The 25,625-nt window shown below is 59.3% G+C and carries 29 protein-coding genes and 2 pseudogenes; 17 read left to right on the top strand and 14 right to left on the bottom strand.

Features of this window, described 5'->3' with window-relative positions; genetic code table 11:
* Window positions 1–31: 31 nt before the first annotated feature.
* Genes cobF through cbiE form a run of 4 tightly spaced genes read right to left on the bottom strand, consistent with a single transcriptional unit; the run spans window position 32 to window position 3,240 of the window.
* Window positions 32–796 (bottom strand): precorrin-6A synthase (deacetylating), encoded by a 765-nt coding sequence (gene cobF / locus AAG793_RS15965; RefSeq protein WP_341909961.1) that lies wholly within the window; start codon window positions 794–796, stop codon window positions 32–34.
* The gene (cobM, locus tag AAG793_RS15960) at window positions 793–1,590 is read right to left on the bottom strand and encodes a precorrin-4 C(11)-methyltransferase (RefSeq protein WP_341909959.1); all 798 of its coding nucleotides are present in this window, start codon (window positions 1,588–1,590) and stop codon (window positions 793–795) included. Before cobM ends, cobF begins: the two co-directional genes overlap by 4 nt.
* Entirely contained in the window at window positions 1,587–2,039 is a 453-nt protein-coding gene (locus tag AAG793_RS15955) for a cobalamin biosynthesis protein (protein ID WP_341909957.1), read from the bottom strand. The genes cobM and AAG793_RS15955 overlap by 4 nt, the downstream gene beginning before the upstream one ends.
* 7 nt (window positions 2,040–2,046) lie before the next feature.
* Window positions 2,047–3,240: a precorrin-6y C5,15-methyltransferase (decarboxylating) subunit CbiE gene (gene cbiE / locus AAG793_RS15950; RefSeq protein WP_341909955.1), complete on the bottom strand. Its 1,194-nt coding sequence runs from the start codon at window positions 3,238–3,240 to the stop codon at window positions 2,047–2,049.
* A gap of 10 nt (window positions 3,241–3,250) precedes the next feature.
* On the opposite strand from cbiE, the gene AAG793_RS15945 reads away from it, so the two are divergent.
* A complete protein-coding gene (locus AAG793_RS15945) occupies window positions 3,251–4,003 on the top strand; it encodes a cobalt-precorrin-6A reductase (RefSeq protein ID WP_341909953.1) in 753 nt (250 codons plus the stop codon).
* Between the two features lie 2 nt (window positions 4,004–4,005).
* On the opposite strand, the gene cobJ is transcribed toward AAG793_RS15945, so the two are convergent.
* From cobJ to cobG, 4 genes are read right to left on the bottom strand one after another with little or no spacing between them, the layout of a single operon-like run.
* Window positions 4,006–4,755: a precorrin-3B C(17)-methyltransferase gene (gene cobJ / locus AAG793_RS15940; protein ID WP_341909951.1), complete on the bottom strand. Its 750-nt coding sequence runs from the start codon at window positions 4,753–4,755 to the stop codon at window positions 4,006–4,008.
* Window positions 4,752–5,483 (bottom strand): precorrin-2 C(20)-methyltransferase, encoded by a 732-nt coding sequence (locus tag AAG793_RS15935; protein ID WP_341909949.1) that lies wholly within the window; start codon window positions 5,481–5,483, stop codon window positions 4,752–4,754. The genes cobJ and AAG793_RS15935 overlap by 4 nt, the downstream gene beginning before the upstream one ends.
* Window positions 5,483–6,115 carry a precorrin-8X methylmutase gene (locus AAG793_RS15930; protein WP_341909947.1) on the bottom strand — a complete coding sequence of 211 codons (633 nt, stop codon included), beginning with the start codon at window positions 6,113–6,115 and terminating at the stop codon, window positions 5,483–5,485. The genes AAG793_RS15935 and AAG793_RS15930 overlap by 1 nt, the downstream gene beginning before the upstream one ends.
* Window positions 6,099–7,280 (bottom strand): precorrin-3B synthase, encoded by a 1,182-nt coding sequence (gene cobG, locus AAG793_RS15925; RefSeq protein ID WP_341909944.1) that lies wholly within the window; start codon window positions 7,278–7,280, stop codon window positions 6,099–6,101. The genes AAG793_RS15930 and cobG overlap by 17 nt, the downstream gene beginning before the upstream one ends.
* Window positions 7,281–7,456: 176 nt before the next feature.
* On the opposite strand from cobG, the gene cobA reads away from it, so the two are divergent.
* Both cobA and AAG793_RS15915 read left to right on the top strand, forming a co-directional pair.
* Window positions 7,457–8,212: a uroporphyrinogen-III C-methyltransferase gene (cobA, locus tag AAG793_RS15920; RefSeq protein WP_341909942.1), complete on the top strand. Its 756-nt coding sequence runs from the start codon at window positions 7,457–7,459 to the stop codon at window positions 8,210–8,212.
* Window positions 8,202–8,447 (top strand): annotated as a pseudogene (locus AAG793_RS15915) (nitroreductase family protein); the annotation flags it as partial. The gene cobA and the pseudogene AAG793_RS15915, both read left to right, overlap by 11 nt.
* Window positions 8,448–9,042: 595 nt before the next feature.
* On the opposite strand, the gene AAG793_RS15910 reads toward AAG793_RS15915, so the two are convergent.
* Window positions 9,043–9,750, bottom strand: coding sequence for a class I SAM-dependent methyltransferase (locus AAG793_RS15910; protein WP_341909940.1), 708 nt, complete (start codon window positions 9,748–9,750; stop codon window positions 9,043–9,045).
* A 190-nt stretch (window positions 9,751–9,940) separates the two neighbouring features.
* Here AAG793_RS15910 and AAG793_RS15905 point away from each other — a divergent pair.
* Window positions 9,941–10,105: pseudogene (locus AAG793_RS15905) on the top strand (LysR family transcriptional regulator); the annotation flags it as partial.
* Window positions 10,106–10,247: 142 nt separating this feature from the next.
* Here the strand turns inward: AAG793_RS15905 and AAG793_RS15900 are convergent.
* Window positions 10,248–11,009 (bottom strand): hypothetical protein, encoded by a 762-nt coding sequence (locus tag AAG793_RS15900; protein ID WP_341909938.1) that lies wholly within the window; start codon window positions 11,007–11,009, stop codon window positions 10,248–10,250.
* A 414-nt stretch (window positions 11,010–11,423) separates the two neighbouring features.
* On the opposite strand from AAG793_RS15900, the gene AAG793_RS15895 reads away from it, so the two are divergent.
* The 6 genes from AAG793_RS15895 to AAG793_RS15870 all read left to right on the top strand — a co-directional run bounded on the left by AAG793_RS15895 (window position 11,424) and on the right by AAG793_RS15870 (window position 14,719).
* Window positions 11,424–12,296, top strand: a complete 873-nt coding sequence (locus tag AAG793_RS15895) for a LysR family transcriptional regulator (RefSeq protein ID WP_341909936.1) — start codon at window positions 11,424–11,426, stop codon at window positions 12,294–12,296.
* 164 nt (window positions 12,297–12,460) lie between these two features.
* Window positions 12,461–12,895 carry a helix-turn-helix transcriptional regulator gene (locus AAG793_RS15890; protein WP_341909934.1) on the top strand — a complete coding sequence of 145 codons (435 nt, stop codon included), beginning with the start codon at window positions 12,461–12,463 and terminating at the stop codon, window positions 12,893–12,895.
* A gap of 461 nt (window positions 12,896–13,356) precedes the next feature.
* On the top strand, window positions 13,357–13,767 hold the full coding sequence (gene merR, locus AAG793_RS15885) for an Hg(II)-responsive transcriptional regulator (RefSeq protein WP_341909932.1): 411 nt from the start codon (window positions 13,357–13,359) through the stop codon (window positions 13,765–13,767).
* A gap of 73 nt (window positions 13,768–13,840) precedes the next feature.
* Window positions 13,841–14,212 (top strand): mercuric transporter MerT family protein, encoded by a 372-nt coding sequence (locus AAG793_RS15880; RefSeq protein WP_341909930.1) that lies wholly within the window; start codon window positions 13,841–13,843, stop codon window positions 14,210–14,212.
* 10 nt (window positions 14,213–14,222) lie between these two features.
* Window positions 14,223–14,501: a mercury resistance system periplasmic binding protein MerP gene (gene merP, locus AAG793_RS15875; RefSeq protein ID WP_341909928.1), complete on the top strand. Its 279-nt coding sequence runs from the start codon at window positions 14,223–14,225 to the stop codon at window positions 14,499–14,501.
* Entirely contained in the window at window positions 14,501–14,719 is a 219-nt protein-coding gene (locus AAG793_RS15870) for a GDCCVxC domain-containing (seleno)protein (RefSeq protein ID WP_341909982.1), read from the top strand. Before merP ends, AAG793_RS15870 begins: the two co-directional genes overlap by 1 nt.
* A 240-nt stretch (window positions 14,720–14,959) precedes the next feature.
* Here the strand turns inward: AAG793_RS15870 and AAG793_RS15865 are convergent, their stop codons facing one another.
* The 3 genes from AAG793_RS15865 to AAG793_RS15855 are packed head-to-tail and all read right to left on the bottom strand — an operon-like array spanning window position 14,960 to window position 19,328.
* Window positions 14,960–16,477: an aldehyde dehydrogenase family protein gene (locus tag AAG793_RS15865; RefSeq protein WP_341909926.1), complete on the bottom strand. Its 1,518-nt coding sequence runs from the start codon at window positions 16,475–16,477 to the stop codon at window positions 14,960–14,962.
* A gap of 3 nt (window positions 16,478–16,480) precedes the next feature.
* Entirely contained in the window at window positions 16,481–18,274 is a 1,794-nt protein-coding gene (locus AAG793_RS15860) for a thiamine pyrophosphate-dependent enzyme (protein ID WP_341909924.1), read from the bottom strand.
* 40 nt (window positions 18,275–18,314) lie between these two features.
* Complete coding sequence (locus AAG793_RS15855) at window positions 18,315–19,328, bottom strand: tripartite tricarboxylate transporter substrate binding protein (protein ID WP_341909922.1); 1,014 nt, start codon at window positions 19,326–19,328, stop codon at window positions 18,315–18,317.
* 66 nt (window positions 19,329–19,394) lie between these two features.
* Between AAG793_RS15855 and AAG793_RS15850 the strand changes: the two genes are divergently transcribed.
* The 6 genes from AAG793_RS15850 (at window position 19,395) to AAG793_RS15825 (ending at window position 23,883) form a co-directional block, all read left to right on the top strand.
* On the top strand, window positions 19,395–20,678 hold the full coding sequence (locus tag AAG793_RS15850; protein ID WP_341909920.1) for a citrate/2-methylcitrate synthase: 1,284 nt from the start codon (window positions 19,395–19,397) through the stop codon (window positions 20,676–20,678).
* Window positions 20,679–21,078: 400 nt separating this feature from the next.
* Window positions 21,079–22,119 (top strand): extracellular solute-binding protein, encoded by a 1,041-nt coding sequence (locus AAG793_RS15845; RefSeq protein WP_341909918.1) that lies wholly within the window; start codon window positions 21,079–21,081, stop codon window positions 22,117–22,119.
* Window positions 22,120–22,232: 113 nt separating this feature from the next.
* On the top strand, window positions 22,233–22,568 hold the full coding sequence (locus AAG793_RS15840) for a hypothetical protein (protein WP_341909916.1): 336 nt from the start codon (window positions 22,233–22,235) through the stop codon (window positions 22,566–22,568).
* Window positions 22,565–22,942 (top strand): hypothetical protein, encoded by a 378-nt coding sequence (locus tag AAG793_RS15835; protein ID WP_341909914.1) that lies wholly within the window; start codon window positions 22,565–22,567, stop codon window positions 22,940–22,942. Before AAG793_RS15840 ends, AAG793_RS15835 begins: the two co-directional genes overlap by 4 nt.
* Before the next feature lie 147 nt (window positions 22,943–23,089).
* The gene (gene bfr / locus AAG793_RS15830) at window positions 23,090–23,566 is read left to right on the top strand and encodes a bacterioferritin (protein ID WP_341909911.1); all 477 of its coding nucleotides are present in this window, start codon (window positions 23,090–23,092) and stop codon (window positions 23,564–23,566) included.
* Between the two features lie 98 nt (window positions 23,567–23,664).
* Window positions 23,665–23,883 (top strand): (2Fe-2S)-binding protein, encoded by a 219-nt coding sequence (locus AAG793_RS15825; RefSeq protein ID WP_341909909.1) that lies wholly within the window; start codon window positions 23,665–23,667, stop codon window positions 23,881–23,883.
* A gap of 395 nt (window positions 23,884–24,278) precedes the next feature.
* On the opposite strand, the gene AAG793_RS15820 is transcribed toward AAG793_RS15825, so the two are convergent.
* Window positions 24,279–24,563, bottom strand: coding sequence for a hypothetical protein (locus AAG793_RS15820; RefSeq protein WP_341909908.1), 285 nt, complete (start codon window positions 24,561–24,563; stop codon window positions 24,279–24,281).
* A 478-nt stretch (window positions 24,564–25,041) separates the two neighbouring features.
* Here AAG793_RS15820 and AAG793_RS15815 point away from each other — a divergent pair.
* Window positions 25,042–25,625 (top strand): hypothetical protein (locus AAG793_RS15815; RefSeq protein ID WP_341909906.1); only part of this gene is annotated, 584 nt, incomplete at its 3' end.

The raw sequence follows: 25,625 nt of genomic DNA, 5'->3' as shown, positions 1-25,625 counted from the left end.
CTAATGCCGCTTATGCAGAGGTTGTGATTGACTAGGCCCGCCCGCCCCGCCGCATCAAATACGTATCCATCACCCACCCATGCGCCGCCCGCGCCGCTTGCCGTTCCACCAGAATCCGCGCGATAACTTTCGCCAATGGCCCCGCAATGCAAATCTGCTGCGGCATGCCCAGATACGCTCCCCACCAGATCGTGATGTCCTGCGGCAGCAGGTGCTGAAAAGCGCAGTGCCCGTCCAGCATCACCGCCACGGTATCGGCGTTTTGTGGCCAGCCATGGTCGCGCAGTTGGCGGCCGGTGGTGATGGTGACGGGGGCGTTGATATCGTTCAGCGCAATCGCGTGCGCGGCGGTGAGTGCCTGCAGCGCTGTGATGCCGGGTACAACCGTTACCTTCACTGGCAGTTGTACCGCCAGTCGCTCGGCAATGCGCAGGGTACTGTCGTACAGGGACGGGTCGCCCCAGACCAGCAGGGCCACGCGCCCACCCGCAGGCAAATGGCTGCTGATGGTGGTCAGCCACACCTCGGCAATAGCGTCATGCCAGCGGTTGACGGCAGCGGGGTAGTCCGGGTCATCGCCGTCGCGCACCGGCATGTCAAACCCCACCACCCGGGTGGCGGGGTTGGTCACCAATTCCTTGCAGAGTTGCAGGCGCAGCTCAGCCAGGTCCGCTTTGCCTGCGCCTTTGTGGGGCACCAGGATCAAGTCGGCGCCATTGAGCGCCTTGACGCCCTGACGGGTCACATGGTCCGGGTTGCCGGTCCCGATGCCGACCAGGCAAAGATAGATCTTCATTCGGTGCCAGCCGGAAAGCGGGGCGTGGTGCCTAGCGGGCGGTAACGCCGGTCGTAGTCACCTGCGTAGAGGCGGCTGTGGGCAAAGTCTTGCTCGCCTAAGTTTTGGCCCAAGGTGTGGCCCACCACAATCAAGGCCGTGCGCTCCATGCCTTCGCCCACGGCGGCTTCAATGGTGGACAGGGTGGCGCGTACCACACGCTCGTCTGGCCAACTGGCACGCCAGACCACAGCCACCGGGCAGTCTGCGCCGTAGTGCGGACTCAGCTCAGTCACCACGCGCGGCAGTACGTGGATGGAGAGGTGGATGGCCAGCACGGCTTGGGTGGCGGCAAAGTTGGCCAAGGATTCGGTGCTGGGCATGGCCGATGCGCGGCCTGATGTGCGCGTGAGCACCACCGACTGGCTCAGGCCCGGCAGCGTCAGTTCGGCCTCCAGCGTGGCCGCCGCTGCCGCAAACGACGGCACGCCGGGCGTGACGGTGTACGCAATGCCCAGCGCGCGCAGGCCGCGCAGTTGTTCGCCCATCGCCGACCACACCGACAAGTCGCCCGAATGCAGGCGGGCTACGTCATGGCCGGCCGCGTGCGCAGCGCTGATTTCGGCCAATATCTGCTCCAGCGACAGGGATGCCGTGTTGACGATGCGCGCACCGGGCGGGCAGTGAGCCAGCACGCCTTCGGGGACCAGCGAGCCTGCGTACAAGCACACCGGGCTGGCGGCAATGTAGTCGCGGCCGCGCAGGGTGAGCAAATCGGGGGCGCCAGGGCCTGCACCAATAAAGTGAACGGTCATGGTTGGATCTTTCCAGAGAAAGCTATGGCTGCGGTCGCCAGGCGGTCGGGGCTGGTGCAGCGGGGGGTAAGCAGTTGGGCTTTGACAGTCTCGGCCTGAACGGTCATTGCTGCTGCGGCCAGCGCTGCGGCCTCTGCCACGCTGTGTGCGCCATAGCGGGTGGGCACATGGGTGCTGGGCGTAGCAGCTTGGCGGGCTAACTGTGGCAAGTTGATAGGGGTGATGGATAGTTGCAGTTCTGCGGCCAGTTGCAGCAGGGCGGGGTGGCTGGCTTTGTCGGCGGCCGTGGCCAGGGCGGTAAGGGTGATGGGACTGCTGCCGGACGTGCTGTATGTGCCCTTGGTTTGCTGTGCCGCAGCCTGGGCGGCGCTGAGCGCGGCATTCAGGGCGGCGCGCAAAGACGCCACACTGCACTGGGCGCGAAAACCCAAGCCCGCCACCATCAACATGGCGCCTTCACAGCGTCACGCTCCACTGCACCACCGCGCGGCTGGGCTGCCACCCGCGCATGCGGCCCAACGGTGCGGCCTGTGCCAGTTCTATGCGCAGCAATTCACCACAGTGTTGGGCATGCAAATGCAGCAGGGCCGATTCAGTTTCCAGCGTCACCGCATTCACCACCAAGCGGCAGCCTGTGGGCGCTATGGATTGCAATGCGGTGAACAAAGCCATGTCAAAGCCGCCGCCTACAAAAATAGCGTGGGGCGTGGGCAAGCCAGCAAGCAGTGTGTGCGTGTTGTGGTGGGTGTCACCGTGGTGCACGCTCAGGCGGTGGTCGATGCCAAAGGATGCGGCGTTGGTACGGATGTTCGCCACTCGCTCGGCGTTTTGCTCTACCGCGCTGGCTGTGCCGCCCGCCAAACACCACTCCACCGATACCGAACCCGAGCCTGCGCCCAGGTCCCACAAGTGTTCGCTGGGGCGTGGTGCCAGGGCGCTGAGAGTGAGCGCCCGGATGGGCGACTTGGTGATTTGTCCGTCGTGGGCAAAGTAGCTGTCCGGCAGGCCGGGGGCATTTGCAAGCCCCAGCGGGCCGACCACCTCCACAGCCATTGCCACCGGGCTTTGCATGTCTGCAAAGTCAAGGGCGTGGGCTGTACTTTGGCGTATACGTTCACGCGGGCCGCCCAGGGCTTCCAACACCCACACTGCAGATGCACCACCGTCTTGCTGGGTAAGCCACTGTGCAAAGTCCTGCACCGCTTTGCCATCGCGCAGCAGGCACAGCAGTTGCGCGCCCACATGCAGGGCAGGGCGGGTGCGTGCAAAGGGGGCGGCGTGCAGACCAAAGCAGTGCACATGCTCAAGGCGCCAGCCCAAGCGGGATGCAGCCAGAGAAAAGGTGGAGGGAGCCGGAATAGCCTGCCATTCGCCGGGCACCAAATGGTTTGCCAAGCTGCCGCCTGCCCCGAACCAAAACGGGTCGCCCGAGGCCAGCACCACCACTGGCTGGCCGCGCAGGGCCAGCACCGGGGCAACATCAAACGGCAACGGCCACTCACGGCCACGGCTGCCCACACCGGCCAGAGTCAGATGCCGTGCACCGCCAAACACATGCTGTGCTTGGGCTAGGGCCGAGCGGCTACCATCGCCCAGACCATGCAAACCATCTTCACCTATTCCAATGATTGATAGCCAATGTTCAGACATGGCGCGCACCGTGTTGCGTGTTCTTGTGCTGGGGGGCACCCTGGATGGCAGTCACCTGGCGCAAGCCTTGGCACAGGCGGGGGTGGATGGTATTTTTTCTTACGCTGGTCGAACCCATGCGCCCATAGTCCAGCCGCTGCCCACCCGCGTGGGAGGATTTGGCGGCGTGGCTGGCTTGCAGGCCTTTTTGCTGGCTGAGAAAATCACCCATGTGGTGGACGCCACCCACCCCTTTGCCGCGCAGATGAGCAGCCACGCGGTGAAGGCCTGTGCCAGTACGGGCGTGCCCCTGCTGGCCCTGGAGCGGCCCGCGTGGCAGGCCCAAAGCGGTGATGCGTGGCAACACGTGCCCGATATCGCCGCCGCAGTGCAGGCCCTGCCCGCCGAGCCTGCCCGGGTGTTTCTGGCCATTGGCCGCCAGCATCTGATGCCGTTTTTGGCTTGCGCGCAGCATTGGTTTCTGTTGCGGTTGCTGGACCCGGTGGTCGATTCGGTTTTGGATTTGCCCCCTGCGCGCGGCCATGTGGTGCTGGACCGGGGGCCGTTCACCTTGGAGGGCGACCGGGCCTTGCTGCAAACGCACCGTATCACCCATGTCGTGTCCAAAAACGCCGGAGGCGTGGGCGCCCAGGCCAAGCTGACGGCGGCACGAGAACGGGGGCTGCCGGTTGTTTTGATTGGCCGCCCGGTAATCCCCGCGCGCCCGACGGTTAGCACCGTAAATGGTGTTTTGCGCTGGATGGGGGTGGTGCAAAGCTATTAAATTCATAGCGCCGAGCGTGGGGTGTAGACGAAGCGGCCCACCCGGCGGGTGGCAGAGTTGCCGACGATGACCACGGTGCGCATATCGGCCATTTCAGGGGTAGCCTGTGCCAAGCTGACGGTTAACACGTTTTCTTCAGGCGTGCCCACGGCGCGAGCAAAAGTCATGAGGCGGTCTGCTGTGCAAATTGTGCGCAATAGGTCCAGGACGCGGCCAAATGTGTGGGGGCGCCTGGTTGAGCGAGGGTTGTAGAACGCCATGGCAAAGTCGGCCTCGGCGGCGGCGCGCACGCGGGCTTCGATCAGCGCTACGGGCTTGAGGTTGTCGCTCAGGTTGATGGCGCAGAAATCGTGGCCCAAGGGCGCACCGGCTTTAGCAGCCGCCGCCAGCATGGCGGTGATGCCGGGTAGTACGCGAATGTCCAGTGCCTGCCAGTCCGGGCGGCCTTCCAGTGCTTCAAACACGGCGGCGGCCATGGCAAACACACCGGGGTCGCCAGAGGACACGATGACCACTTGTTTGCCCCTAGATGCCATTTGCAGCGCCGCGCGGGCGCGGTCCATCTCGACCCGGTTGTCAGACGCATGCAGGTTGAGGCCAGTGCGCGGTGCGATGCGTGCCACGTAGGGGATGTAGCCCACGATGTCGGTGGCGGCTTCCAGGGTGGCCGTCACTTCGGGGGTGACCCATTTCGGGTCGCCAGGCCCCAGGCCCACAATACAGAGCCAGCCCTTGCCGCGATCAAGGTTCACTCCTGCACCTCCGGTCGGCGGCCGCTGCCATGCACAAGCACTATGGCGAAGTAGGGACAGTCGGTATCGTTGACCTCGGTCAGTTTGAGCACTCGCTCCCCAGGCATCGTGCCGCGCTCGACCAGCCAGGCTTGTTCCAGTCGCCCAGCTGTGGCGAGCGCGCGGCGTACGCGGGGCAGGTTGCGGCCAGTTTTCATTATGACGAGAGCATCCGCCGTTTGCATATGGCGCACCAGATCGTCTTCACACAGGGTGCCCATGAGCACGGTCATCACGTCATCGCCCCAGGTGATAGGCACCCCGGTTGCGGACCAGCAACCCACCATGCCGGGGATGCCGGGTATCACTTCCACCGTGGCGCGGCCTTGCAGGCGGGTGTAAAGGTGCATGAAAGAGCCGTAGAAAAACGGGTCACCCTCGCACAGCACCAACACGTCTTGGGTTTGGGCCAACGCGGCCAGCTGGCTGGCCCAGTGGTCATAAAACGTGGCCAAGCAGTAAATGTATTCAGGGCTGTCAAAGGGTAACTCGGTCGTGACCGGGTATTCCATGGGGTACTCGACCGCGTCGGGGGGCAGCATGCCTTCCACAATCCGGCGGGCTTGGCCGGGGCGACCTTTTTTGCGGAAGTAGGCTACGTGGCTGGCTCCGCGGATGGCCCGGTCTGAGCGCACGCTCATCAAATCAGGGTCGCCCGGGCCTAAACCGGCGCAAAGGATGCGGCCCATCAGATTTCCCTTTGGCTGGCAAGTGCGTTCACCGCAGCCACGGTGATGGCACTTCCACCCAAGCGGCCCTGCACCACCATGGCAGGGGAGGGCGGCGCAGCTAGGAGGGCCGCTTTGGATTCGGCGGCACCCACAAAGCCCACAGGGCAGCCGATGATGGCAGCAGGGCGCGGGCAGACGGGGTCTTGCAGCATGTTGAGCAGGTGAAACAGAGCGGTGGGCGCATTGCCAATGGCGACTACGGCACCGGCCAAATACGGGCGCCAGAGTTCCAGCGCCGCCGCACTACGGGTGGTGCCCAGGCGTTGGGCCAGATCACGCACGGTGGGGTCTTGCAAGGTGCAAATGACGTCGTTATGTGCCGGCAGGCGGCTGCGGGTGATACCTTCGCTCACCATGCGTACGTCGCACAAAATGGGGGCACCGGCCTCCAGCGCAGCGCGGGTTGCGTCAGCCATGCCATCGGTAAAGCGCACGTGGGCTTCCAGCCCGACCATCCCGGTGGCGTGGACCATGCGGACCACGGTCAGCTCTTCAACAGCGCTGAAGCGGGTGAGATCGGCTTCTGCCCGGATGATGGCAAAGGACTGTCGGTAAATGGCATCGCCATCGGTCTCATAGGTGTGGCGCATGCGCTAGCTGTTTTAGATGAGCGGCGACGGCCGCTGGACTCAGTTGGCGCGCATCCGGGGGGGAAGCGGCGGTGCCGTGTTGTACCAGATCAAAACCCGCGGAAGTGGCCACCAGCGTCAGGGTCGGATTCGGGTGCGCGCAGCCTTTGCTGCAGCCCGACACATGCAGCACATGGTCGAGCGGAACCAGTGGGGCCAGCGCATGGGCCAGTTCACGTGTGGGCGCAGCAGCCTGATTGCAGCCAGGCGCGCCTGTGCAGGCGCTGATGCGCAGACGCACATCGTCGGCATGTGTGATGAGTTCGGACAGTGCTGGCATGGTTTGGACATCTTCCACAAGCAGACTGCGCCACGGTGTGATGCGCAATGGGCCAAGCGTGGAAAGTGTGCGCAGTGTGTCTACCGGCAACTGGCCAAATTCAAAGCCCACCACGCATCCCTGGGGAATGAAGCCCAAAGGCAGGCGTGCACCAGTATTGACGGGAACCGCGGTAGATGCTAATTCAGTTGGAATGGTAGTTTTGGCGACCAAGGCATCCATGCGTCCACGACCGTCGGGTGCGCCCCCGGCAGCGATAAACCAGTGCGCCAGCTCCATGGCCCGCGCGATAGCTCGCTCTGCAGAAGCGACAACGCCGCGGGTGCTGCCGTTGGCATAGACCAAAACCCCCCGATCATGGCGCTCTAAACGGATGTCAGCCGCACAGCCGCGCAGCAAAGGCACGGCGCCACAGTCCAGCGCAAAGCCGAACTTGGCCGGGAGTGTGGGTGCGCCGGGCTGTCCTAGAGCTTTTGAGAGTGCTTGCGCCAGCGCGGGCGTGCCGTCGGCAGGCTGCCACAAGGGAGATACAAGGATGTTGCGGCGCGATTCGGATTGCACATCGGTGTCAATCAAGTCCAGGGCCTGTAGCCCGGCCAGCAGGACGGGATAGTCTTGCGTGGCAATGCCGCGCAACTGCAAGTTGGCGCGGCTGGTCAGGTCCAACAGAGGCTGTGCGTAGCATTCAGCCAACTCGGCTATGCCTTGAACCTGCGCCTGAGTCAAACGTCCAAGTTGCGGGCGGATGCGCAGCACTAATCCATCTCCAGACGGCATGGGACGCAGTGCACCGGGGCACCAGCCTTGGATACGCGTAACGTGTGGAGCGTTGGGCTGGGCGGACATGTTTAGTAAGAGAGTTGCAGTCCTAGTTTAAGGATTTACAGGGAGAAAACCAAAGACCAGTAAAGGATCCAAGTATCGCATCCATCGGTCGGTTAAAGGCCTATGCAATGAGCCCGCAAGTTGAACGCCGCTTTGCGCACGTATGATGACTTTTCTCGTTATCGCCCCATTTTTCCATGACTGAACGTTTTTCTTCTACTGCCCTTGGTTTTGTTTGCATCGTAGGGGCGGGTCCGGGTCCGTTGGATCTCATGACTCTGCGTGCGTTGAATCGGCTGCGCAGCGCTGATGTGGTGGTGCACGACCGCCTGGTAAGTACAGAAGTCCTGGATCAGATACCACCCCAAGCCCATCGTGTCTATGTGGGCAAGGCCTTGGGCGACCACGCAGTACCGCAAGAGGGTATTCACGCATTGCTGGTCGCACATGCCCGCAACGGTCGTCGCGTCGTGCGCCTCAAGGGTGGTGACCCCTATGTGTTTGGCCGTGGGGGGGAAGAGGTGCAGGCCTTGCAGGCAGAAGGTATTGCTTTTGAGGTGGTGCCGGGTGTGACGGCTGCCAGCGGTTGTTCGGCAGCTGTGGGCATTCCACTGACGCACCGCAACCTTGCGGGCAGCTGTGTATTTTTGCCAGGCCATTTGGCGCAAGACGACGCCACCCACGACTGGCGGGCTCTAGCCAGGCCAGGGCAGACCCGGGTTTTCTACATGGGCGTGCAGCGGCTTGCGCATATTGCGGAGCGGTTGTTCAGCTATGGCTTGGCACTGGATACGCCGGCCGCTATCGTGCGCGACGGCACACGCCCTACGCAAACAGTGATTGCATGCAGTCTGCGGCGTTTGGTGGACAAGGCCCCAGCCTACGGCCCCCAACCCGGTTTGTTGATTATTGGAGAGACCGTACGTATGAGTCCCCATTACTATGCCGATTGACGCGTCGGCCCTGTCCTTCACACAGGTAGAACGGGACGCGGTGTACCGCGCCATTGTCGAGCGGCGCGACATGCGTCACTTTTCCCGGGGCAACGTGGCGCCTGAGGTGATGCGCCGTCAGCTCACCGCTGCACACCATACCCCCAGCGTGGGTTTTATGCAGCCTTGGCGCTTTGTGCGGGTGGTGTCCAGCGTTTTGCGTGCCCAATTGCAGGCGCTGGCGGAGCAGGAGCGGGGCTAAGCGCTCCCAGCTGGATGAACTGCTGTTTGAAGACGCCTGGGGCCAACCCTCAAAACCACTTTGTGATCAGGCCACTTCAGCCAAGGAACACACGATATGACAATGACCACTGAAGCCTCTGCGTCCGCGCCCGTCGAGAGCGCTCGAAAGTCTGGTGCCAGGCCCTTTTTGCTGGTTTGAATCGTTGGCTGTAACTCCTGGGTGCCATCGCGTAAGTTCTATGTACTAGATTCGGGCGTCAAAAGCGGAGGTCTGCTCCCGACGAACTAGAAGGCCCGCTTTCAACACCTCGGTAGTTTTCTGGGGACGCCGACCAATGTCGGCGTGTTGGCCTGATGCTGTCTCACGGTCGAGCAAATCGCATGTCCGTACCTGGTCGTCAAGCGAAGTCCAACAGGCAGATTGGACTTCTCCAAAGCGGACTTTTGTGGGGCTTCCGTCGGATGCTTTTGAATGACCGCTGTCAGGCGATCAGTTGATGAGTCGTTACTACCGCAATGTCTCGATGGCCGCTGTCGTAGCCAGAAGCGGACATTGGCGAGTGACCGTTATCAGGTCGCTAAATTTCACGGGACTGATTTCTGCTGCTCTACCGTTGAAGGTAACCGGACTGTAACTTCTGCGACGAAGCCTTTTCCCGCAGTTGTAGTTCAGTGTTGGCCGGCTTGCGGGCGACGATGAAGATACGGAAGTCGTTCCCACGTGTTCCATGTCGTTCGACCGCCACGATCTCCATGCCCTGTCGGGTGATGGCCGACTGCAGTGCACTCCCGTTGAAGCAAAGAACATGGGGTGCCTTGCCGATGAGGCGCATCAGCGGCAACGCCAGGTAAGGGATGAGGGGATTCATCTCGGCGATGCACGGAGTCTTGGAGATGAATAATCCTCCCGGCCGCAAAGCCTGCATCGCCAATGCTAGCGAGTGGTCAAGATCGCTCACGAGGTGCAGTAGGTTAAAGGCAAGAACTGCGTCGTAGGCACCGTATCCAAATGCCGGCGTGTCCGCGTCAGCCAAGTTAAAGCTCAGCTCGGGAACACTCTGACCTGCCAGCTTTTCTCGGGCGATGGCGATCATATTGGGTGAGACGTCGGTCGCTAGCAGGCTGCGAGTCGAGGGTGCCAAGCGTAGTGCGGTGGTGCCAGTGCCGCAGCCAATTTCCAACACATCCTGATCGTCAGACAAGAAGCTGCGCACGCGTTGTAGCGTTGCCTCGTACCCCGCCATGTCCGCAATCGGATCTGCCGCGTATTTGTGCGCGATGCGGTCCCAGAAAATGGCATTGCGGTTGGCTGGCACATTTGCTTCTGGAGGGAGGGCAGCGGTGGCAACGGGATCGTTCGGTCGGCTAGGCATGTTGGAAAGAGTTGTTGTTATCCAATGAAGCAGCCCGAGATACTATCCATGTACAGAATCGCAGGCAATGGCGATTAACTGCAGTGAACATATACATTTACGTATGCATCAATTCGACTGAAATCAACTTAAGGCGTTCTTGGAAACTGCCGAAGCCGGCACCCTGTCGGCAACTGCTCGCAAGCTGGGCTTGCCTCAACCCAAACTGAGCCACCAGGTGGCAGCCATTGAACAGGGCATGGGTGTAACGCTGCTTGAGCGTGTTCGCAAAGCCATGGCGCTCACCCCTCCGGGCTGAAACTCCCGGAGAACGCACGCCTGAGAAAACCAAGAACTTATCTACATCATGAGCACCTTCTGCTCACAAAGGGTGTGGGTCAAAATTCAGTGGAAAACACGTGTCACACCTCAGCGCAATTTAACGGCTGAACCTTTCCGATTTATCTATTACGCAGGCACTCACCCAGTGCCTTGCGGGCTTTGATGCCATCTTTCCAGCTCATCCGAAAGACTTCCTTGCCTTCTGAGGCGATTGCAAAGTCTTGCTTGTCTTCCATGCCAGCCAACGCTGCTTTCATGCTTGTGACAGCAAAGATAAGCGTGCCGTAGTCACGCATTTCCTGAGTTGCGGGTGGGTTGAAGACTTTGATGGTGGCAGGTTGTTCGCCGGACTGTGTGAGCGTTACTGCCAATTCGGTGAAAGCTTTCGGCTTGGGAATACTCTTTCCCATGAATACGAGCAGACCACCTTCCCAACTTTTATCGAAACCGCTCAAAGTAATGACGCCGTCAAGATTCACATGACTCGCCGCACAAAACTCCCCAGGCCCGGCTGATTGTCGTGCCTGATAGTTGTCCCAGTACCCATTAGCGAGCCGGGCGAGCACCGGGTCGCGGCGGAGTTTTTCCATGATTTCGTAGTCTCTATTTCGAGCTTCAAGCTGCCTTTTCTGTTCCGGTGTGAGCTTGGCTGCATAGTCCGTTGTGAAATAGTGGGTAGGGCCGTCGCGAGTGCCACTGCTGATGCGCCGCTGAACATCGCGCTGAAACTCTTCGGTCACTCTGGCGCTTAGTACTGCGTTCATGTCCCTTTGGGACTGGGCGGCCACATTTGCCGACCATAAGCCTGCCAAGAGGATGAGTGCGAGCCCATAAGACCTACAGGCTCCAAGATTCGCCGAACCCGCAATATTGCTCAACATGTCAGTCAACCCTCCGAGAGATAGAAATCAATCAATTTGATACTCGAACATCACCCCAACAGCCGCAGCGCCTTGGTTGTAAACAGCAAGATCGATTTTTTAGGCCACCCTACGGGGCTGGGCTTGGTACTGAGACAGCGCTTGTTGCTCAGCACCACTGAGGAAATTCTTCCCAGTGGAGACTCCGAGTGCACCGTTAGCTGTCGCGATGGCGCCCCATCGTGTTTCCCACTTGGGCGCCGGTTTCGAAGCACGATCTACTCGTGCGCGGATTTGACGTCCCTCCCGTACAACCAATAAGAACAACAATCTTCTATCGAAGTATTGACCTGGCTGATATCCAGTCGAAGATACTAGCCATGCGCGGCATCGCTGGCAATGGCGATAAATTGCAGTGAACATATACATCTACGCATGAATCAACTCGATTGGAATCAACTAAGGGCGTTCCTAGAAACAGCCGAAGCCGGGACGCTGTCGGCAGCTGCTCGCAAGCTGGGCTTGACTCAGCCTACGCTGAGTCGCCAGGTCGCGGCGATCGAAGAGAGTATGGGCGTAACACTGTTCGAGCGGGTTGGCAAGGCCATGGCGCTTACGCCCACTGGAGTGGAACTCCTGGAGCATGCGCGCGCTATGGGTGCAGCGGCCGAAGCACTGGGATTGGCAGCAACAGGCCGATCGCAGGCGGTTGGTGGCGTGGTTTCGGTCTCGGCCACCGACCCAGTTGCCGCTTATTTGTTGCCGCCTCTGGTGCGGCGCCTGCGAGAGCAGGAGCCGGACATTGCGATTGAAGTGATCTCGTCCAACGCATTCAGCGACCTGCTGCGTCGCGAGGCTGATATCGCCATTCGCCACGTCAAGCCGGAGCAGCCAGAACTGATCGCACGATTGATCCGCGAGGCTTCCGCCAGCTTCTATGCCTCTGAAGAATGGGTGCGAGTTCACGGCCATCCGCGCAGCCCTGAAGATGCAGCACACCTTCCTTTTGTGGGCTCTGATCGCTCAGGCCAGTTTCTAGGCTACATGCGCCAGCATGGCCTCCAATTGAGCGAGGCAAACTTCAGCTGCTACGCGGACCACTCGGTCGCCCACTGGCCTCTGGTTTGCGAAGGCATGGGTATTGGCGTCATGATGGACGAGATTGGGCTCCGCACGCCTGGCGTTGTCCGGGTACTCGACGAGGTGCCGCCCTTGCGCTTCCCGATCTGGCTGGTCAGTCACCGCGAACTGCGCACCTCGCCACGAATCCGAGTCGTGTTTGATGCGCTGGCGCAGGGTTTGGCTTGAGTTGCCGCCAGCAAGCAAGTGGCACGATGGCGAGCAAACAAACGCCTAGTTCGCGGGGGGCGCCAACGCAACGACCGCTTGCGGGTCAGAAACAGGCCTAAGCGGGTGCACTGCATCTAGTTAGCTCTCGATGAGGTCTCTTTTTTATATGTGAAAATTACCCAATGAACATCGCCTCAGTCCTCAAAGCCGAAATATCCCGCGTAGCTCGCAAAGAAGTACGCGCCGAAGTCGAGTCTCTGAAAAAAGCCTCGTCACAGTACCGGTCAGACTTGGCTGCGTTAAAGCGGCGTACTGCAGACCTTGAGCGTCTGGTGAAGAAGTTGGGTAAGGGTTCCACCAACGAAAAAGCAGTGGAAGCTCCTGGTGAAACTGGAGTCGTGGTCAGATTCAGTGCCAAAGGCTTGGCCACTCAACGTAAACGGCTGGGACTGTCGGCGGCTGAGATGGGCACACTTCTGGGCTGTTCTGGGCAGTCTGTCTATAAGTGGGAGCAGGGCACAACTCGTCCGAGAGCCAGCCAGATGCCTGCAATTGCAGCCCTTCGGAGGATGGGTAAGAAAGAGGCTGCGGCGAAGCTGGCTCCAGTTGAGGCGTGAACATTCGCCATTAAAACGTCCACCGACTGTGCCCCAAGGCGGGATGTATACCGTGTCGTGGGTAAGTGGCAATATTTCGCCTACTCCACATTTCAGTTAACCGTCGACGCCGTCGATTAGTGATCGTAGATGTCGGCATTCGTCAGGTCGGCTTAATGTCCTAGAGGTGCTCTTTGTCTGGACGGCAGTTCTCGGGCCAATAGCGGTCCTTGGCGAATGACCGCTATTGGGAAGCCAATCACAAGCGACAAGCGGAGTGCTTCTGCGCCGCAATCGGGCCAATAGCAGTCCTTCACGAACGACGGTCACTGCTCTGAGCCATGCCGCTACGTGTACTGGGCAAGGTGCACGGCAGTCTTGAAACTGTCTATTTATTTAGGGATGCCTCTGAACCCGTTTTTCAGTATTGAGGTGACAGTCGTCAAGAGATAATATCTCCGTAGTCAACTACGGAGATTCCCATGGACCGAAAACGCGACGATCTGACCATCGGGGAGCTTGCAACCCTGGCGGGGGTGGGCGTGGAGACCGTCCGGTTCTACCAGCGAAAGGGTTTGACGCCCGAACCGCTCAGGCCCGCCGGAGCAATTCGTCGCTACGGGGCTGCGGACGTCGAGCGCCTCCGTTTCGTGAAGTCCGCGCAGAGTCTCGGGTTCAGTCTCGACGAAGTCGCTGAGCTCTTGCGACTTGAAGACGGCGCGCACTGCAAGGCGGCCAGCTCCTTGGCTGAGTCGAAGCTCGCCGATATTCGCCGCAAGCTCGCGGAGCTCTCCCGCATGGAGGCAGTCCTGTCCGGCCTGGTTAAGGCCTGCCATGTCGGGCGCGGAAAGGTGTCCTGCCCCCTCATCGCCGCGTTTCACGCCGCTGGCTGAGTTTTAAGGCGTAGTAGACCTTTTTACAAAATAGGCTTGACTCCGTAGTCAACTACGGCCTTACGCTGAGGTTATGAATATCGAAACGCCCCCACCTGAAACCTCCCCGCACGCGAGTTCGTTCGCGCTGGGCGCGGCGGCCGCAGCGGCTTTGCTGGCCTCCGCCTGCTGCGTCGCGCCGCTGGCCCTCGTCTTGCTCGGCATCTCCGGCGCCTGGATCGGCCAGCTTGCTGCCTTTGAGCCTTACCAGCCATTCTTCCTCGCTTCGGCTGCGGGCGCTCTGTTCCTCGCTTGGCGAAAAATCTGGCGCGCCCCTGACTGCGCTGACGGCCGCGCTTGCGCCGCGCCCGCAGCGAAAAGCGCGCAAAAAGCTATCTTCCTGACCGTCACCGCGATACTCGTCCTCGTTCTCGGCTTCCCGATTGCTGCTCCGTTGTTTTACTAAGGACCAAATAATGAAATCTGCCCTTCTGATCCTCGCGCTAGTGAGCAGCCAAGCTTTTGCCGCGCCACAGACTGCGACTTTGTCTGTACCGACGATGAGCTGCGCGTCCTGCCCCGTAACCATCAAGGCCGCGCTCACGAAGGTGCCCGGTGTAACGTCAATCAAAAGCGACTTGGCCAAGCGGCAGACCACAGTCGTCTACGACGACGCGAAGACGGACCTTGCGGCGCTGTCGAAGGCCACAGCCGACGCAGGCTTCCCTTCTTCGGCCTTGAAGGCCTCGAAGTGATTGCTGAACCCGAACTCGCCTCCACTATCACCTGCCCCGAGTGTGGGCACTCGAAGGATGAAACGATGCCCACAGACGCCTGCCAGTGGTTCTACGACTGCGAGGGCTGCGGCGCGGTGCTCAGACCCAAGGCTGGCGACTGCTGCGTCTATTGCTCCTATGCGACTGTCCCGTGTCCGCCAGTGCAGGCCACAGGGTCCAAAGGCTGCTGCGGCTGATCGCAGGCCAGTACGCGCAAGTCAATAACAAGTCCTAGCAGGTCTTCGTCACCAGCGAGGGAACCGCCGTGATGGTGGCCTCCATGGACGTAAATTTCTGCGGCGTCTCGATAGCGGCTTTCGGGCCAGCAGCAGACATAAGTGAAAAGTGCAGAACGGTTAGAGTCGCGGCAGCTTTTACGCTCTAAGCTGCGCATCATCTCAGACACTTCAGCTCGATTAGCGCATAGCACCTTGTCTCTACTGAAGGTTAACGTTGACGTTCTTGACCTGCGTGAACTCGTGCAGTTCCTGAAGACTTTCTTCGCGGCCTATTCCCGATTGCTTAAATCCGCCGAAAGAAGCGCCCACGATATGTGCCGAGGAGCCGTTAACCCATACATAGCCGGCCTCGACTCGTGCTGCTGCGCGATGAGCGGTGGAGAGATCCTTGGTCCAAATCGAGGCTGTGAGCCCAAATTCTGTACCGTTGACATCGTCGAATAATTCGTCAGAGTCGTTCCACGACAGGACGGAAAGCACAGGTCCAAAAATCTCTTCCCTGGCGATCCGATGGTTGACCTTCACTCCCGAAAAAATGGTGGGTTCTACAAAAAAACCTGGATTTAGTCCTGTCACGCGCCGCCCTCCGCTTACTAGCTTGGCACCATCTTTAAGCCCACTGTCAATGTAGCTGAGGGTTTTGTTCATTTGGGCTTCGCTGATCATGGCCCCCATGGTTGTTTTCATGTCGGTTGCCAGGCCCGGCGAATGACGTCGCTCCAGTTCGGCCACTATCGCTTCCACAAAACGGTTGTGCAGGCTCTCGTGCACGAAGAGTCGGCTCGTCGAGCCGCAGGACTGGCCGCACCAAGTGAAGTTCATGCCCTGAACAGCGCCGACCACTGCCTTGTCGAAGTCAGCATCTGGAAAAATGACCATTGCGTTCTTGCCCCCCAGCTCGAGCAGGGTGTGCTTCATGGTGTCTGCGGCCGCGTGAAGTACAGACTTACCGGCTGGCACACTCCCGATCAGCCCGACCGCAGCCACGAGCGGATGGGACGCCAGAGCGGCACCTACATCTCGCCCACCCGTGACGCAATTGAGCACGCCTGGTGGGAAGACCCCATCGAGCAAGGCCATCAGGCGCAAAGTCGACAAGCAAGCCTGCTCAGGTGGTTTAAGCACTACGGTACAACCGGCAGCCAAGGGCGCTGCCATCTTTCCGGCAGCGAACATGAATGGGTGGTTGAATGGAAAAATTCGTGCCACGACGCCCAGCGGCTGACGCAGCGTGTAGTTAAGGGAGCAATTGGCGGTAGGGATAGTTTCGCCCTTGGACTCCAGCACCAAGCCTGCAAAATATTCCAGTTGGGTGGCAGCAATCTCGGCATCCATGAGCATGGCCTTGATCGGGTTACCGCAGTCGGCCGAATCGATCAGCGCCAATTCGACAGCATGCGCGCGCACAATGTCAGCTGCCCTGCGCAGCAAGCGGCCGCGTTCGAGCGGAGGCGTAGCGGCCCATGCAGGAAACGCTGAATAGGCCGACTTGACGGCCGCGTCCGCTTCCGCTGGCCCCCCCCAAGCGAAATCCGCCAGATTTTCATTGGTCGATGGGTTAGCACTCATGCGCCGCTCGCCCCCCGTGGTGGCGTGCCATTGCCCACCCCAGTAGTGCCCGCGCTCGTCTGGCAGGGCGTGCTTGACCAGATCCGATAAGTCGCTTTTACTCCAGTCGTGCTCGCGGACTTCCTTGAAATGGGTCTCGAAATTCATGGTTCAGTCTTCTTTGGAACGTGTCATGCCGCTCGCCATCGCTACGCTGTAGCCTGGGTCCACGTGAACATCGATGACGACGCATTCACCGCCTTGCACAGCCTTTACTGCTTCTGACAGCGCGCTCTGCAATTGGCTGAGCGTTTTGACCGGACCGATACCAGTCAGGCCTTGTGCGCGTGCGAGCATTGCTAGATCCGGCTCGGGATCGGCGATGCGCTGACCGATCCAACGATTTTCAACTGGCCGGCTGCGCTGCCTCGCTACGCGTTCCTGGTGCAGTTCGTCATTGAAAAAGGATCGGTTGTTGACTACGACGGTGAGCAGCGGCAGGCGCGCATTGGCAGCGGTCCAGAAGGCTGATACGCCCATCAGGAAATCACCGTCACCGATTACTGCCACGGGCAGGCGGTCGGTGCCCTTGAGTGCCAGGGCGCCGCCTACAGCCATTCCGGGGCCCGAGCCAATGCCGCCCCCACCGTCGTAGCCGAGGAAGTCCATCGGATGCTCGAAGTCCCACATCTCGCCACTCCAGCTCAGGGGCAGGCGCAGCAGGCACGTCGGCAGGCCCTGGGTAGCTTCACGCAAGGCCTTGGCCGTCACTGCCACTGTCAGGGCCGCGTCATGGCTGGGCTCGGGCGGCACTTGGCGTACCAGCGGTGTTGCCGTAGCGGATTTCTGAGGGACCCCCACAAGTTGAAGATTCAACGCCGACACTGCGGCAGAGGGTTCGCAAGCAAGAAACAGGTCGGCTGGAGGCAGTCCCTGATGATCCATGCTCCATCCGTTGTGAAGATACTGGTCCATCGACACCTGGATGATGCGGCTCGCAACCGGCGAGTCTTCCCAAGCCTGTTTAAGGGTGCCCGCAAGGTCAAGCCAGTCAAGGCTCAAAACCACATCGGCCTCGCGTAGAGCTGTGATTGCCTCGGGTGCCAGGAACATTCCTGCAGGAGAGGCATGTAGCGCATGTTTCGTCGGGAAAGCAGCCCCCAGTTTAAGGTCTGTCAGTACCTGCGCGCCCAGCTTCTCGGCCAGTGCAACGCGCGCCTGCCAGTCGCTGTCGGATCTTGATACGCGACCCATGAGAATGATTGGACGCCGTGCGTCCTGAAGCCATCGCGCTGCAGTATTCACGTCATCGGCTGCAGGCGCTGGCAAGGAGGGCGGCAGAAAGCGCTTTACGTCAGGCCGAGCAGGCTTAGTTGCGAGCTTGGCTTCCTGAAGCGAAGCGTCGAAGCACACGTAAACCGGCCCCTGCGGAGCGGTGGTGGAGATCTGGTGGGCGCGCAATATAGCCTCTTGCGCTGCACCGACGGATGCCGGTTGCGCATCCCACTTAATGAAGTGTCTTACCAGCGCGGCCTGATCTTGCGCGGTGTGAAGCCAATCAATCCATGGCCGGCGCTTTGCCGCGTCAACCGGCCCGGTTGCTCCAAAAACCAGGACAGGAACGCGGTCCGCCCACGCATTGAAGATGGCCATCGAACCATGCATCAGCCCGACGTTGCTGTGCAAGATTGCTGCGAGCGGGACCCCGGTGACCTTAGCGTAGCCGTGTGCAATGGCGACAGCATGCTCCTCATGAAGCACCACGATCATCTGCGGCGTCACATTGCCCAGGTGGTTCACGATGCTGTCATGAAGGCCGCGAAAGCTCGCGCCTGGGTTCACCAGCACATAGGGGATGTTCAGCGCCCGAATCATGTCGGCGATTGCATCGCTGCCCCACATGGCTTCATCGGGATCACCGGCGATGGGCACGTCCCGACGTGCGACGGATGAGTTAAGCGTCACGAATGCTTTTTTCCTGTTAGTTAATTCGACTTGATCGTGGTTATTCGATCTTGATGCCGGCAGATTGAATGATTTGAGTCCACCGTTGCAGGTCGTCGGTGGCTCTCTTGCTCATCTGCTCGGGCGTACTGAGCAGCACGTCAATACCCTGCTCGCCCAATTTGGTTTTCACATCGGGCAGTGCCATGACCTTGTGCACATCGCGCTGAATGCTTTCAACGACGGCGACAGGCGTTCCGCCAGGCGCTGCCAGACCAAGCCAGATGTCGCTCTCGTAATTGGCCACGCCGGCTTCCGCCAAGGTCGGCACATCGGGCAGGCTCGCCACCCGTTTAGTGCCTGTTACCCCCAGTGCGCGCACACGCCCACTCTTAATGTGAGGTAGCAACTGGTTGATCACGCCAACGAACACGTCAATCTGCCCGCCCAGCAGATCCACGATCGCTGGCGCAGCGCCCCGGTATGGAATATGAAGCAGGCTGGTCTTGGTCATGTTCTTGAACATTTCAGCCGACATATGCTGCGGGCTTCCATTTCCACCGGAGGCATAGGTTAGCTTTCCAGGGCTTGAACGCGCCAACGCAATCAGCTCTTTGACGTTCTGGGCTTTCACGTTGGGATTGACTACAAGTACCAACGACGAACTTCCAAGCAGTGACACTGGCGCGAGATCCTTGTTCGGGTCAAAAGGCATTTTTGCGATCAGCGCTGGATTCATTGAATTGATGTTGGTGTTGGTCAGCAGCAGCGTGTAGCCATCTGCGGGCGCACGGACCACCTCGCCCGCGCCGACGTTGCCTGCTGCACCAGGTTTGTTTTCAACAACCACCGGCTGCCCCCAAGTGTCTTGAAGCTTTTGTGCCAGCAGCCGCGCGATCACATCGTTGCTGCCGCCAGGCGGGTAGGGCACCACCAAGCGCACCGGCTTGATGGGGGAGAAAGCATTGCCGGTCTGCGACCAGGCTTGCAGCGGGATCAGGGCTGCAGCGCCAGCTAGCAGGAGTGTTTTGCGACGGTTAGGGCGCGATGGATTGCCGAGATAGGAAGGAATCACGGGTTTGTCTCCTTAAATAATATTTACGGAAATCTTAGGGCTCAAATAAAATTCGAGCAACCTTGATTGATTGATCAACCTATGCCGCCAAGCGTCAAAAACTACCTCAGCGCCAACGAAGCCACAGCTCTCCTGGGAATTCGCAAGCAGACGCTTTACGCCTATGTCAGCCGTGGGTGGGTGCGAAGCGTGGCGCAGGATCAGCGCAAGGAACGGCTTTACCTTCTCGGAGACCTTGAGCGTCTGCGTACGCGAGCGCAGGTCAGAGCGGGGCACGAATCGGCTGCTGCATCGGCGATGAACTGGGGCGAGCCGATCATTGCGACGTCAATTACTGAGATCTGCTCGGATGGGCCGCACTATCGTGGGTATTGCGCTGTTGAGCTCGCCCAATGCGAGGTGTCCTTTGAGGCAGTTGCTGAACTGCTGTGGAATGGCGAGATGCATGAGCCCATGCGACCGTGGATTACCACTGAGCCTAGTTCCTCAATGCTGGCACTCATCGAGGGGTTTCCCAAGCGGGTGGCTCAAACGCAGTTGATAGAAGTTTTTGCCCTCGTTACGCTTCATCTGGCTATGGGGCGAGGGCCCACCGAAGAGCGTGTACTGGGCGGTCGCACATTTGAAGCGGCCCGGCAGGTGATCCAGACGCTTGCTGGTTGCTTCGGACTGTTGTCACCCGCTTCCAAGTTTGTCGCCATGCGGCCCGGTGAAAGCCTAGCAGCGGGGCTCATCAAAGCTCTTGGCGCAAGAGATCACCCAGATAACGTTGGCTTACTCAATTCAGTTCTGGTGTTACTCGCAGATCATGAGTTGCCACCAGGAACGATGGCGGCGCGTATGGCAGCTTCCAGCGGAAGTGCGCTGCACAGTTGCATCGCAGCAGCAATCGCGACAAGCTCAGGCAGTCAGGTAGCGCGACTTTTTAACCGGATTGATGCTTTTGTCGGCACAAAGCCTAGTGCTGATCAATTAGTGACTCGGGCAACGCGCTTGGTTGAGGACAGTGAAGAAGTCCCCGGGTTCGAACATCCGCTCTACCCCGGTGGTGACCCGCGCGCCCACTGTATGAGAGCGCTCCTAAAAAAGCGAAAGAGTCTGCCAGCAGCAGTGGAGGCGATCTGTGACTATGTTGAAATCATGGATAAAACCCACGGTTTGAAAGCCCGATATGAATTGATGCTGGTGGCGCTGTGCAGAGCGCTCGGTCTGCCCCGACATTCGTCTTCCGCACTGTTCGTGCTCTCGCGCACGGCAGGCTGGGTTGCCCATGTGGTCGAACAACGCACCCATGGCCATATGCTCAGGCCCCGGGCAAAGTACATCAATCCAATCTCCCGAGGGTTTTGATGAGCGTTTTTTATTAATGGCGGGCTGAGAAATGCAAGCCGTAACGGCATATGTCATCGATCTGGCATGCAGTAGTTACTCCCCCGCTTTCTAAGGCTGCTGTGTGTCGACAGCAGCTATCGGGCCAAAAGCGGTCATCGCTGAGTCGCTGAGATCCGACTGCTCACCTGGCATCCAACACCAGAACTTCGGACGCTCAGAAGCTCAGAAACGCTCGACAGGACTGAAGCGACGCACAGCACTTGCCGACCTCAGTCACCTACTACTCGGGCACAGCCAAACGGACATTCCCAGCAATAAGGTACATACCCGTATGAATTCAATGCAATTGAGATTGATTCGCATTTGCATGCTAGGATCTGGTTTCCGTCAACTTCATTGCATTCAGTTGCACCCTATCATGCTGAAAAAACTCGTGCTTTCCGCTTCGCTGGCCCTTATCGCTGCGAGTGGTGCTGTGGCTCAGGAGCAAGTTCTCAATCTGTATTCGGCTCGTCATTACTCCACCGATGAAACCCTGTACAGCAATTTCACCCGAATCACCGGCATCAAAATCAACCGTGTGGAAGCCGATGACGCCGGTATCCTGGCGCGGCTGAAAGCCGAGGGCAGTGCGTCTCCGGCTGACGTCATCCTGCTGGTGGATGCGGCACGCCTTTACAAGGCTGATGTCGACGGCCTGTTTATGCCCGTCAAATCCAAAGTACTCGAGAGCAGTATTCCTGCGCAGTACCGCGCCCCGGCTACGGCCGCAGGCACATCGTGGTTTGGTTATTCCACCCGCGGCCGAGTGGTGGTCTATGACAAGTTGCGTGTGAAGCGCGAAGACGTCGACACCTATGAAGAACTGGCCGATGCAAAAAACAAGGGCAAGTTGTGCATCCGTTCCGGCTCCCATCCCTACAACCTGAGCCTGTTCGGTGCCGTGAGCGAGCATCTGGGCGCTGCCAAAGCTGAAGAATGGCTCAAGGGCGTTGTGGCTAACCTGGCACGTGCGCCCAAAGGCGGCGACACCGACCAGATCAAGGGTGTGGCCTCCGGCGAGTGCCAGATTGCGGTAACCAACACCTACTACATGGCGCGCCTCCTGCGTTCAAACAGCGCCGACGACAAGGCCATCACAGACAAGGTGAGCGTGGTGTTTCCCAATCAGGCCTCGTGGGGTACGCACCTGAACATCTCCGGCGGTGGCGTGGCTAAAAATGCCAAGAATTCCGCCAATGCCGTGAAATTCCTGGAATACCTTGCCAGCCCACTTGCACAGGAGTACTTTGCCAACGGCAACAACGAGTGGCCCACGGTACCTAGCGTGAAGGTGGCCAACCCGGCGCTACAGGCCATGAGTGGCGGTTCGTTCAAGAGTGAAACCATTCCTGTCAGCGTGATCGGCTCGAATCAGACCAAAGTTCAGCAGATGCTGGACCGCGTCGGTTTTAAATAAGCCGCTGTACCCGGGACTGACGGCTTCGCAACCCTCAGTCCCAAGCAGGGCTTTCAGCCAGCACCACCCGCGCCGAGGCGCGAATTCCCCACTTTTGTCTGGAGACTTCTGTGATGAACGAAACCGAGCTTCCTGAGACCGACGAATTTGTCATGCCGTGTGCAGAAGCCATGCTGGCGGGCACCTTGGCGTTGATGACGGGACACGCTCAGAGCCGTTGCGTGAACCAGCGCACTCTCATGGGCCGCAAGGTGTTATCCAACCTGTTTTCTCTGGGTCAACACCCGAGACTCTCGCCGAATTTTCGTGTTGTAGTTCAGCGCATGCATCAGCACTGGGACGTGCTCATTAATGCGCAGGAGCAGGCTGAGGCGCCGACATTACTCAACGTCGACGATCTTTTGCCCGAGCGAAGGCTCTGGCACCCCACCGCATCTACGGTGCAATGAGCGAACCGCCAATGGACGTGGCGCACGAGCACGCCGTGCTGTCACGTCACTTGGGGAAGATTCAGGGCCGAATCTCAAGCCTGATCAAGGAAAAGGATCTGGCGCTGGAGGCCCTGACCTGTGAAATCGTGCAGTTGCGAGCACAGTTGGTGATTGCCCGAACGTTTGTTCTGTGGGGCATGGACATGCAATCAATGAACCGCAAAGTTCGGGTGTCAACCTCGGTCCAGCCGTTGATTGATGAGTCACTTGACCTGGAAGCTGCTCGGAAAGCGATCTGTCAGACAGGTTGTACTGGGCATGCCCATCACTGGCTTTCAGACGATGGACAGTGCCGCAGGAGCGGCCGAGCTTGTGATGCCAGTGCGGATTGACCAACGAACCTGACAAAGCTCAAATGGTGCCCAGGCGCGGTAGCGGTTGCACGCCAAGCAGGCCAGTTCGTGCCAGAAAAAACTCCCACAATTCAGGGGTAGGGCGCAAAATCGCCAGTCATCCAACAACGCACGAAAGGAAAGCAAATGAAGGGCGACCCACAAGCCATCAAACACCTGCAGGCCCAGCTGAAAAACGAGCTCACCGCCATCAACCAATACTTCGTGCACTACCGCATGCTCAAGCACTGGGGCCTGGATAAGTTGGCGAAAAAGGAATACGACGAGTCGATCGGTGAAATGAAGCACGCCGACAAGCTGATGGACCGCATCTTCACCCTCGACGGCCTACCTAATTTGCAAGACCTGGGCAAGTTAAGTATTGGTGAGGACGTGCCTGAAATTCTGAGCAGCGACCTCGCACTTGAGCTGGGCGCACAGGCGACCATCAAAGATGGCATTGCACATTGCGAATCGGTACGTGACTACATCTCGCGCGATTTGCTGCAGGAAATTCTGGACGACACGGAGGAGCACATCGACTTCCTTGAAACCCAAATCGAACTTGTGGGCAAAGTGGGGCTGCAAAATTACTTGCAGAGCCAGATGGGATCAGTGAGCTGAACCGGCCGATTGGCATGGCAGACCGCTCGTCGGAAGAGGTTGACGCTGCGAATGAGATTCATTATCATTTGCGCATTGTTTCAGCTCAACTGTCCGCCATGATCATCTGCGTTTGCCACCGCGTCAGCGACAAGACCATTGCACACTGTGCCCGCTCTGGCATGGGGTTTGACGACATCCAGCTGGAGCTGGGCGTGGCCACGCAGTGCGGGCAGTGTGAAGGGTGTGCTCGCTCCTTGTGGTCTGAATGCGTGCCAAGGCATGCCGTGGCCCATTTGCAGAGAGAAGGTCAGAAGGCGCAAGCGATTCCTGGCTGAGCACTCTTAGAGCTACTTCCCAGTTGGTGTTTCCGCGCTGGCTAAACGGCACTGTTGTTTTAGCTCTGATCGAATCTCCCCCAACCCTAAGGTCTTGGTTCTTGTCACTGACGCCTTTCGCTGATACGGAGTCGGTTGCACTTCAGATCTGATACCGAAAACAAAAGTCAGCTTTAGGTCTGCCAGTTTGGAGAAGTATCCGTCCGCTATGTCGCGACGGCGGCTCTCGTAGGCAAAAGCGGACTACCGCGAATAACCAGTATGAGACTGCCAATTGGATGTCTCATGCCGGTGTTAGAAGTGCAAATTTCAGGCTGCTCAGACAGCTCAGGCACATGCTCGACTTCGATGCCAAGGTACCCGTAACAAAACGCCTACTCGGGGTGTAAATACGCCTAAACGATCGGGGGGTGCGGTTTGATTGCATTCGTAACTGAATCTTGCCATTCCTGATATTCCAGAACACTTGGCGCAGGTCCTATGCCATTTAGAAAATCCATCATTGCATTGGTCAACCGCTGCATTTCTGCCAGTCGCCTCAAAAAGTCAACGCGCTGCTGAGTGATCCGGTTCTGTTCGTCAGAGCTGATTTGGTTTTCCATCTGACAGAGGATACGCCCAAAACCAAACACACCATAGAGAGTAATTGGTCTGTGCGGAACCGAACATAAATTTGTCATTTTTTGCGTCCAGGCTAGAAGGTCGATCAGGCAAACCCGATTTGCGCCGGCATTAGCGATACTCGAGACAACATGCAGTGATTGCGCTCGTCACCATACATACGTTGGCAAGATATTGGTCTACATAGACCGTTATCGGTGTAACGCTTCACTTGGGGTGCCTGATGCCGTTCTGAGTGAGGTTGCCATGAAAATTCAACGGTCAGGGCATGGTGGGTGTTGCGCTCTTCATAAGGGGGGGGTAACACGACCAACCACCGAGCGGTGGTGCAAGTGACCTGCCCGGTTTTTCCGGACCATTCATTCCTGTAGGACGGCACGGTTGGGAATTGGTTAATTGTGCAGTTTGTGCTGATTGAACTCGCGCAGTGCGAGGCAGGCCAGGCTGTGGCTGCACTCGCACCAGCGACCTGCCGTCTGCCCGGACCAGAGCGCAACGCCTCGCGTAAGGTTGGTCGGCTGAAGACGACTAACCCTCATGCGCCTTGAACAGCATCTATCTCTACGCCGGAGCATCCCCGAACTCGCCTCGCTCATCCGGAGGGTATGGGTCTGGGTATTCTTCATTGCGATCGGCCTGCCCAAGATCGTCAGCGCCATGGGCCTGTCCACAACGCTCCAGGGGCAGGCCTGCGTCGGGGCGACCGTCGCAGTGACCGCCCTGCAGCCTTTGCCCGAACAGGCCACACAACGAATACCCGACAGCATCGCCGCGGCGGGTGGGGTCGACGTGGCCTGGGCATGGCTCGGATCCCCGACGCTACGCTACCCGCACCGAGCACTGGGCTCGCCCACGCACGCCGCCAGCGTGCATGCGCTGGTTCGCTCGCGGTCGGGTTCATGGCAAGTGGTCGAATCACGCCTGCCACTGCACAGGGTGTACGAGGACCGCGCTCCGCGCATTGTCGACATCGACCGCGATGGCAGCGAGGAGATCGTGCTGGTCGAGGCCGATGCGTTGCGTGGCGCATCGCTCGTGGTACTGGGCATCGAGCACAGGGCCGACGGTCCGGTGCTGGTGGAGCGCGCTCGCAGTGCCTTTACCGGCACCACGTTTCGTTG

The organism is Polaromonas sp. YR568 (assembly GCF_943372955.1).
Classification (GTDB): Bacteria; Pseudomonadota; Gammaproteobacteria; order Burkholderiales; family Burkholderiaceae_C; genus Polaromonas.
Note: the sequence above shows the minus strand (reverse complement) of the source record. Positions and strands in the feature narration are given on the sequence as shown.

Bases quoted from the DNA above. Each gene is read 5' to 3' on its own strand.
- cobF (WP_341909961.1), bottom strand. From the start codon at position 796: ATGAAGATCTATCTTTGCCTGGTCGGCATCGGGACCGGCAACCCGGAC.
- cobM (WP_341909959.1), bottom strand. From the start codon at position 1,590: ATGACCGTTCACTTTATTGGTGCAGGCCCTGGCGCCCCCGATTTGCTC.
- AAG793_RS15955 (WP_341909957.1), bottom strand. From the start codon at position 2,039: ATGTTGATGGTGGCGGGCTTGGGTTTTCGCGCCCAGTGCAGTGTGGCG.
- cbiE (WP_341909955.1), bottom strand. From the start codon at position 3,240: ATGTCTGAACATTGGCTATCAATCATTGGAATAGGTGAAGATGGTTTG.
- AAG793_RS15935 (WP_341909949.1), bottom strand. From the start codon at position 5,483: ATGGGCCGCATCCTTTGCGCCGGTTTAGGCCCGGGCGACCCTGATTTG.
- AAG793_RS15930 (WP_341909947.1), bottom strand. From the start codon at position 6,115: ATGCGCCACACCTATGAGACCGATGGCGATGCCATTTACCGACAGTCC.
- cobG (WP_341909944.1), bottom strand. From the start codon at position 7,280: ATGTCCGCCCAGCCCAACGCTCCACACGTTACGCGTATCCAAGGCTGG.
- cobA (WP_341909942.1), top strand. From the start codon at position 7,457: ATGACTGAACGTTTTTCTTCTACTGCCCTTGGTTTTGTTTGCATCGTA.
- AAG793_RS15900 (WP_341909938.1), bottom strand. From the start codon at position 11,009: ATGTTGAGCAATATTGCGGGTTCGGCGAATCTTGGAGCCTGTAGGTCT.
- AAG793_RS15895 (WP_341909936.1), top strand. From the start codon at position 11,424: ATGAATCAACTCGATTGGAATCAACTAAGGGCGTTCCTAGAAACAGCC.
- AAG793_RS15890 (WP_341909934.1), top strand. From the start codon at position 12,461: ATGAACATCGCCTCAGTCCTCAAAGCCGAAATATCCCGCGTAGCTCGC.
- merR (WP_341909932.1), top strand. From the start codon at position 13,357: ATGGACCGAAAACGCGACGATCTGACCATCGGGGAGCTTGCAACCCTG.
- AAG793_RS15880 (WP_341909930.1), top strand. From the start codon at position 13,841: ATGAATATCGAAACGCCCCCACCTGAAACCTCCCCGCACGCGAGTTCG.
- merP (WP_341909928.1), top strand. From the start codon at position 14,223: ATGAAATCTGCCCTTCTGATCCTCGCGCTAGTGAGCAGCCAAGCTTTT.
- AAG793_RS15865 (WP_341909926.1), bottom strand. From the start codon at position 16,477: ATGAATTTCGAGACCCATTTCAAGGAAGTCCGCGAGCACGACTGGAGT.
- AAG793_RS15845 (WP_341909918.1), top strand. From the start codon at position 21,079: ATGCTGAAAAAACTCGTGCTTTCCGCTTCGCTGGCCCTTATCGCTGCG.
- AAG793_RS15840 (WP_341909916.1), top strand. From the start codon at position 22,233: ATGAACGAAACCGAGCTTCCTGAGACCGACGAATTTGTCATGCCGTGT.
- AAG793_RS15835 (WP_341909914.1), top strand. From the start codon at position 22,565: ATGAGCGAACCGCCAATGGACGTGGCGCACGAGCACGCCGTGCTGTCA.
- bfr (WP_341909911.1), top strand. From the start codon at position 23,090: ATGAAGGGCGACCCACAAGCCATCAAACACCTGCAGGCCCAGCTGAAA.
- AAG793_RS15825 (WP_341909909.1), top strand. From the start codon at position 23,665: ATGATCATCTGCGTTTGCCACCGCGTCAGCGACAAGACCATTGCACAC.
- AAG793_RS15820 (WP_341909908.1), bottom strand. From the start codon at position 24,563: ATGACAAATTTATGTTCGGTTCCGCACAGACCAATTACTCTCTATGGT.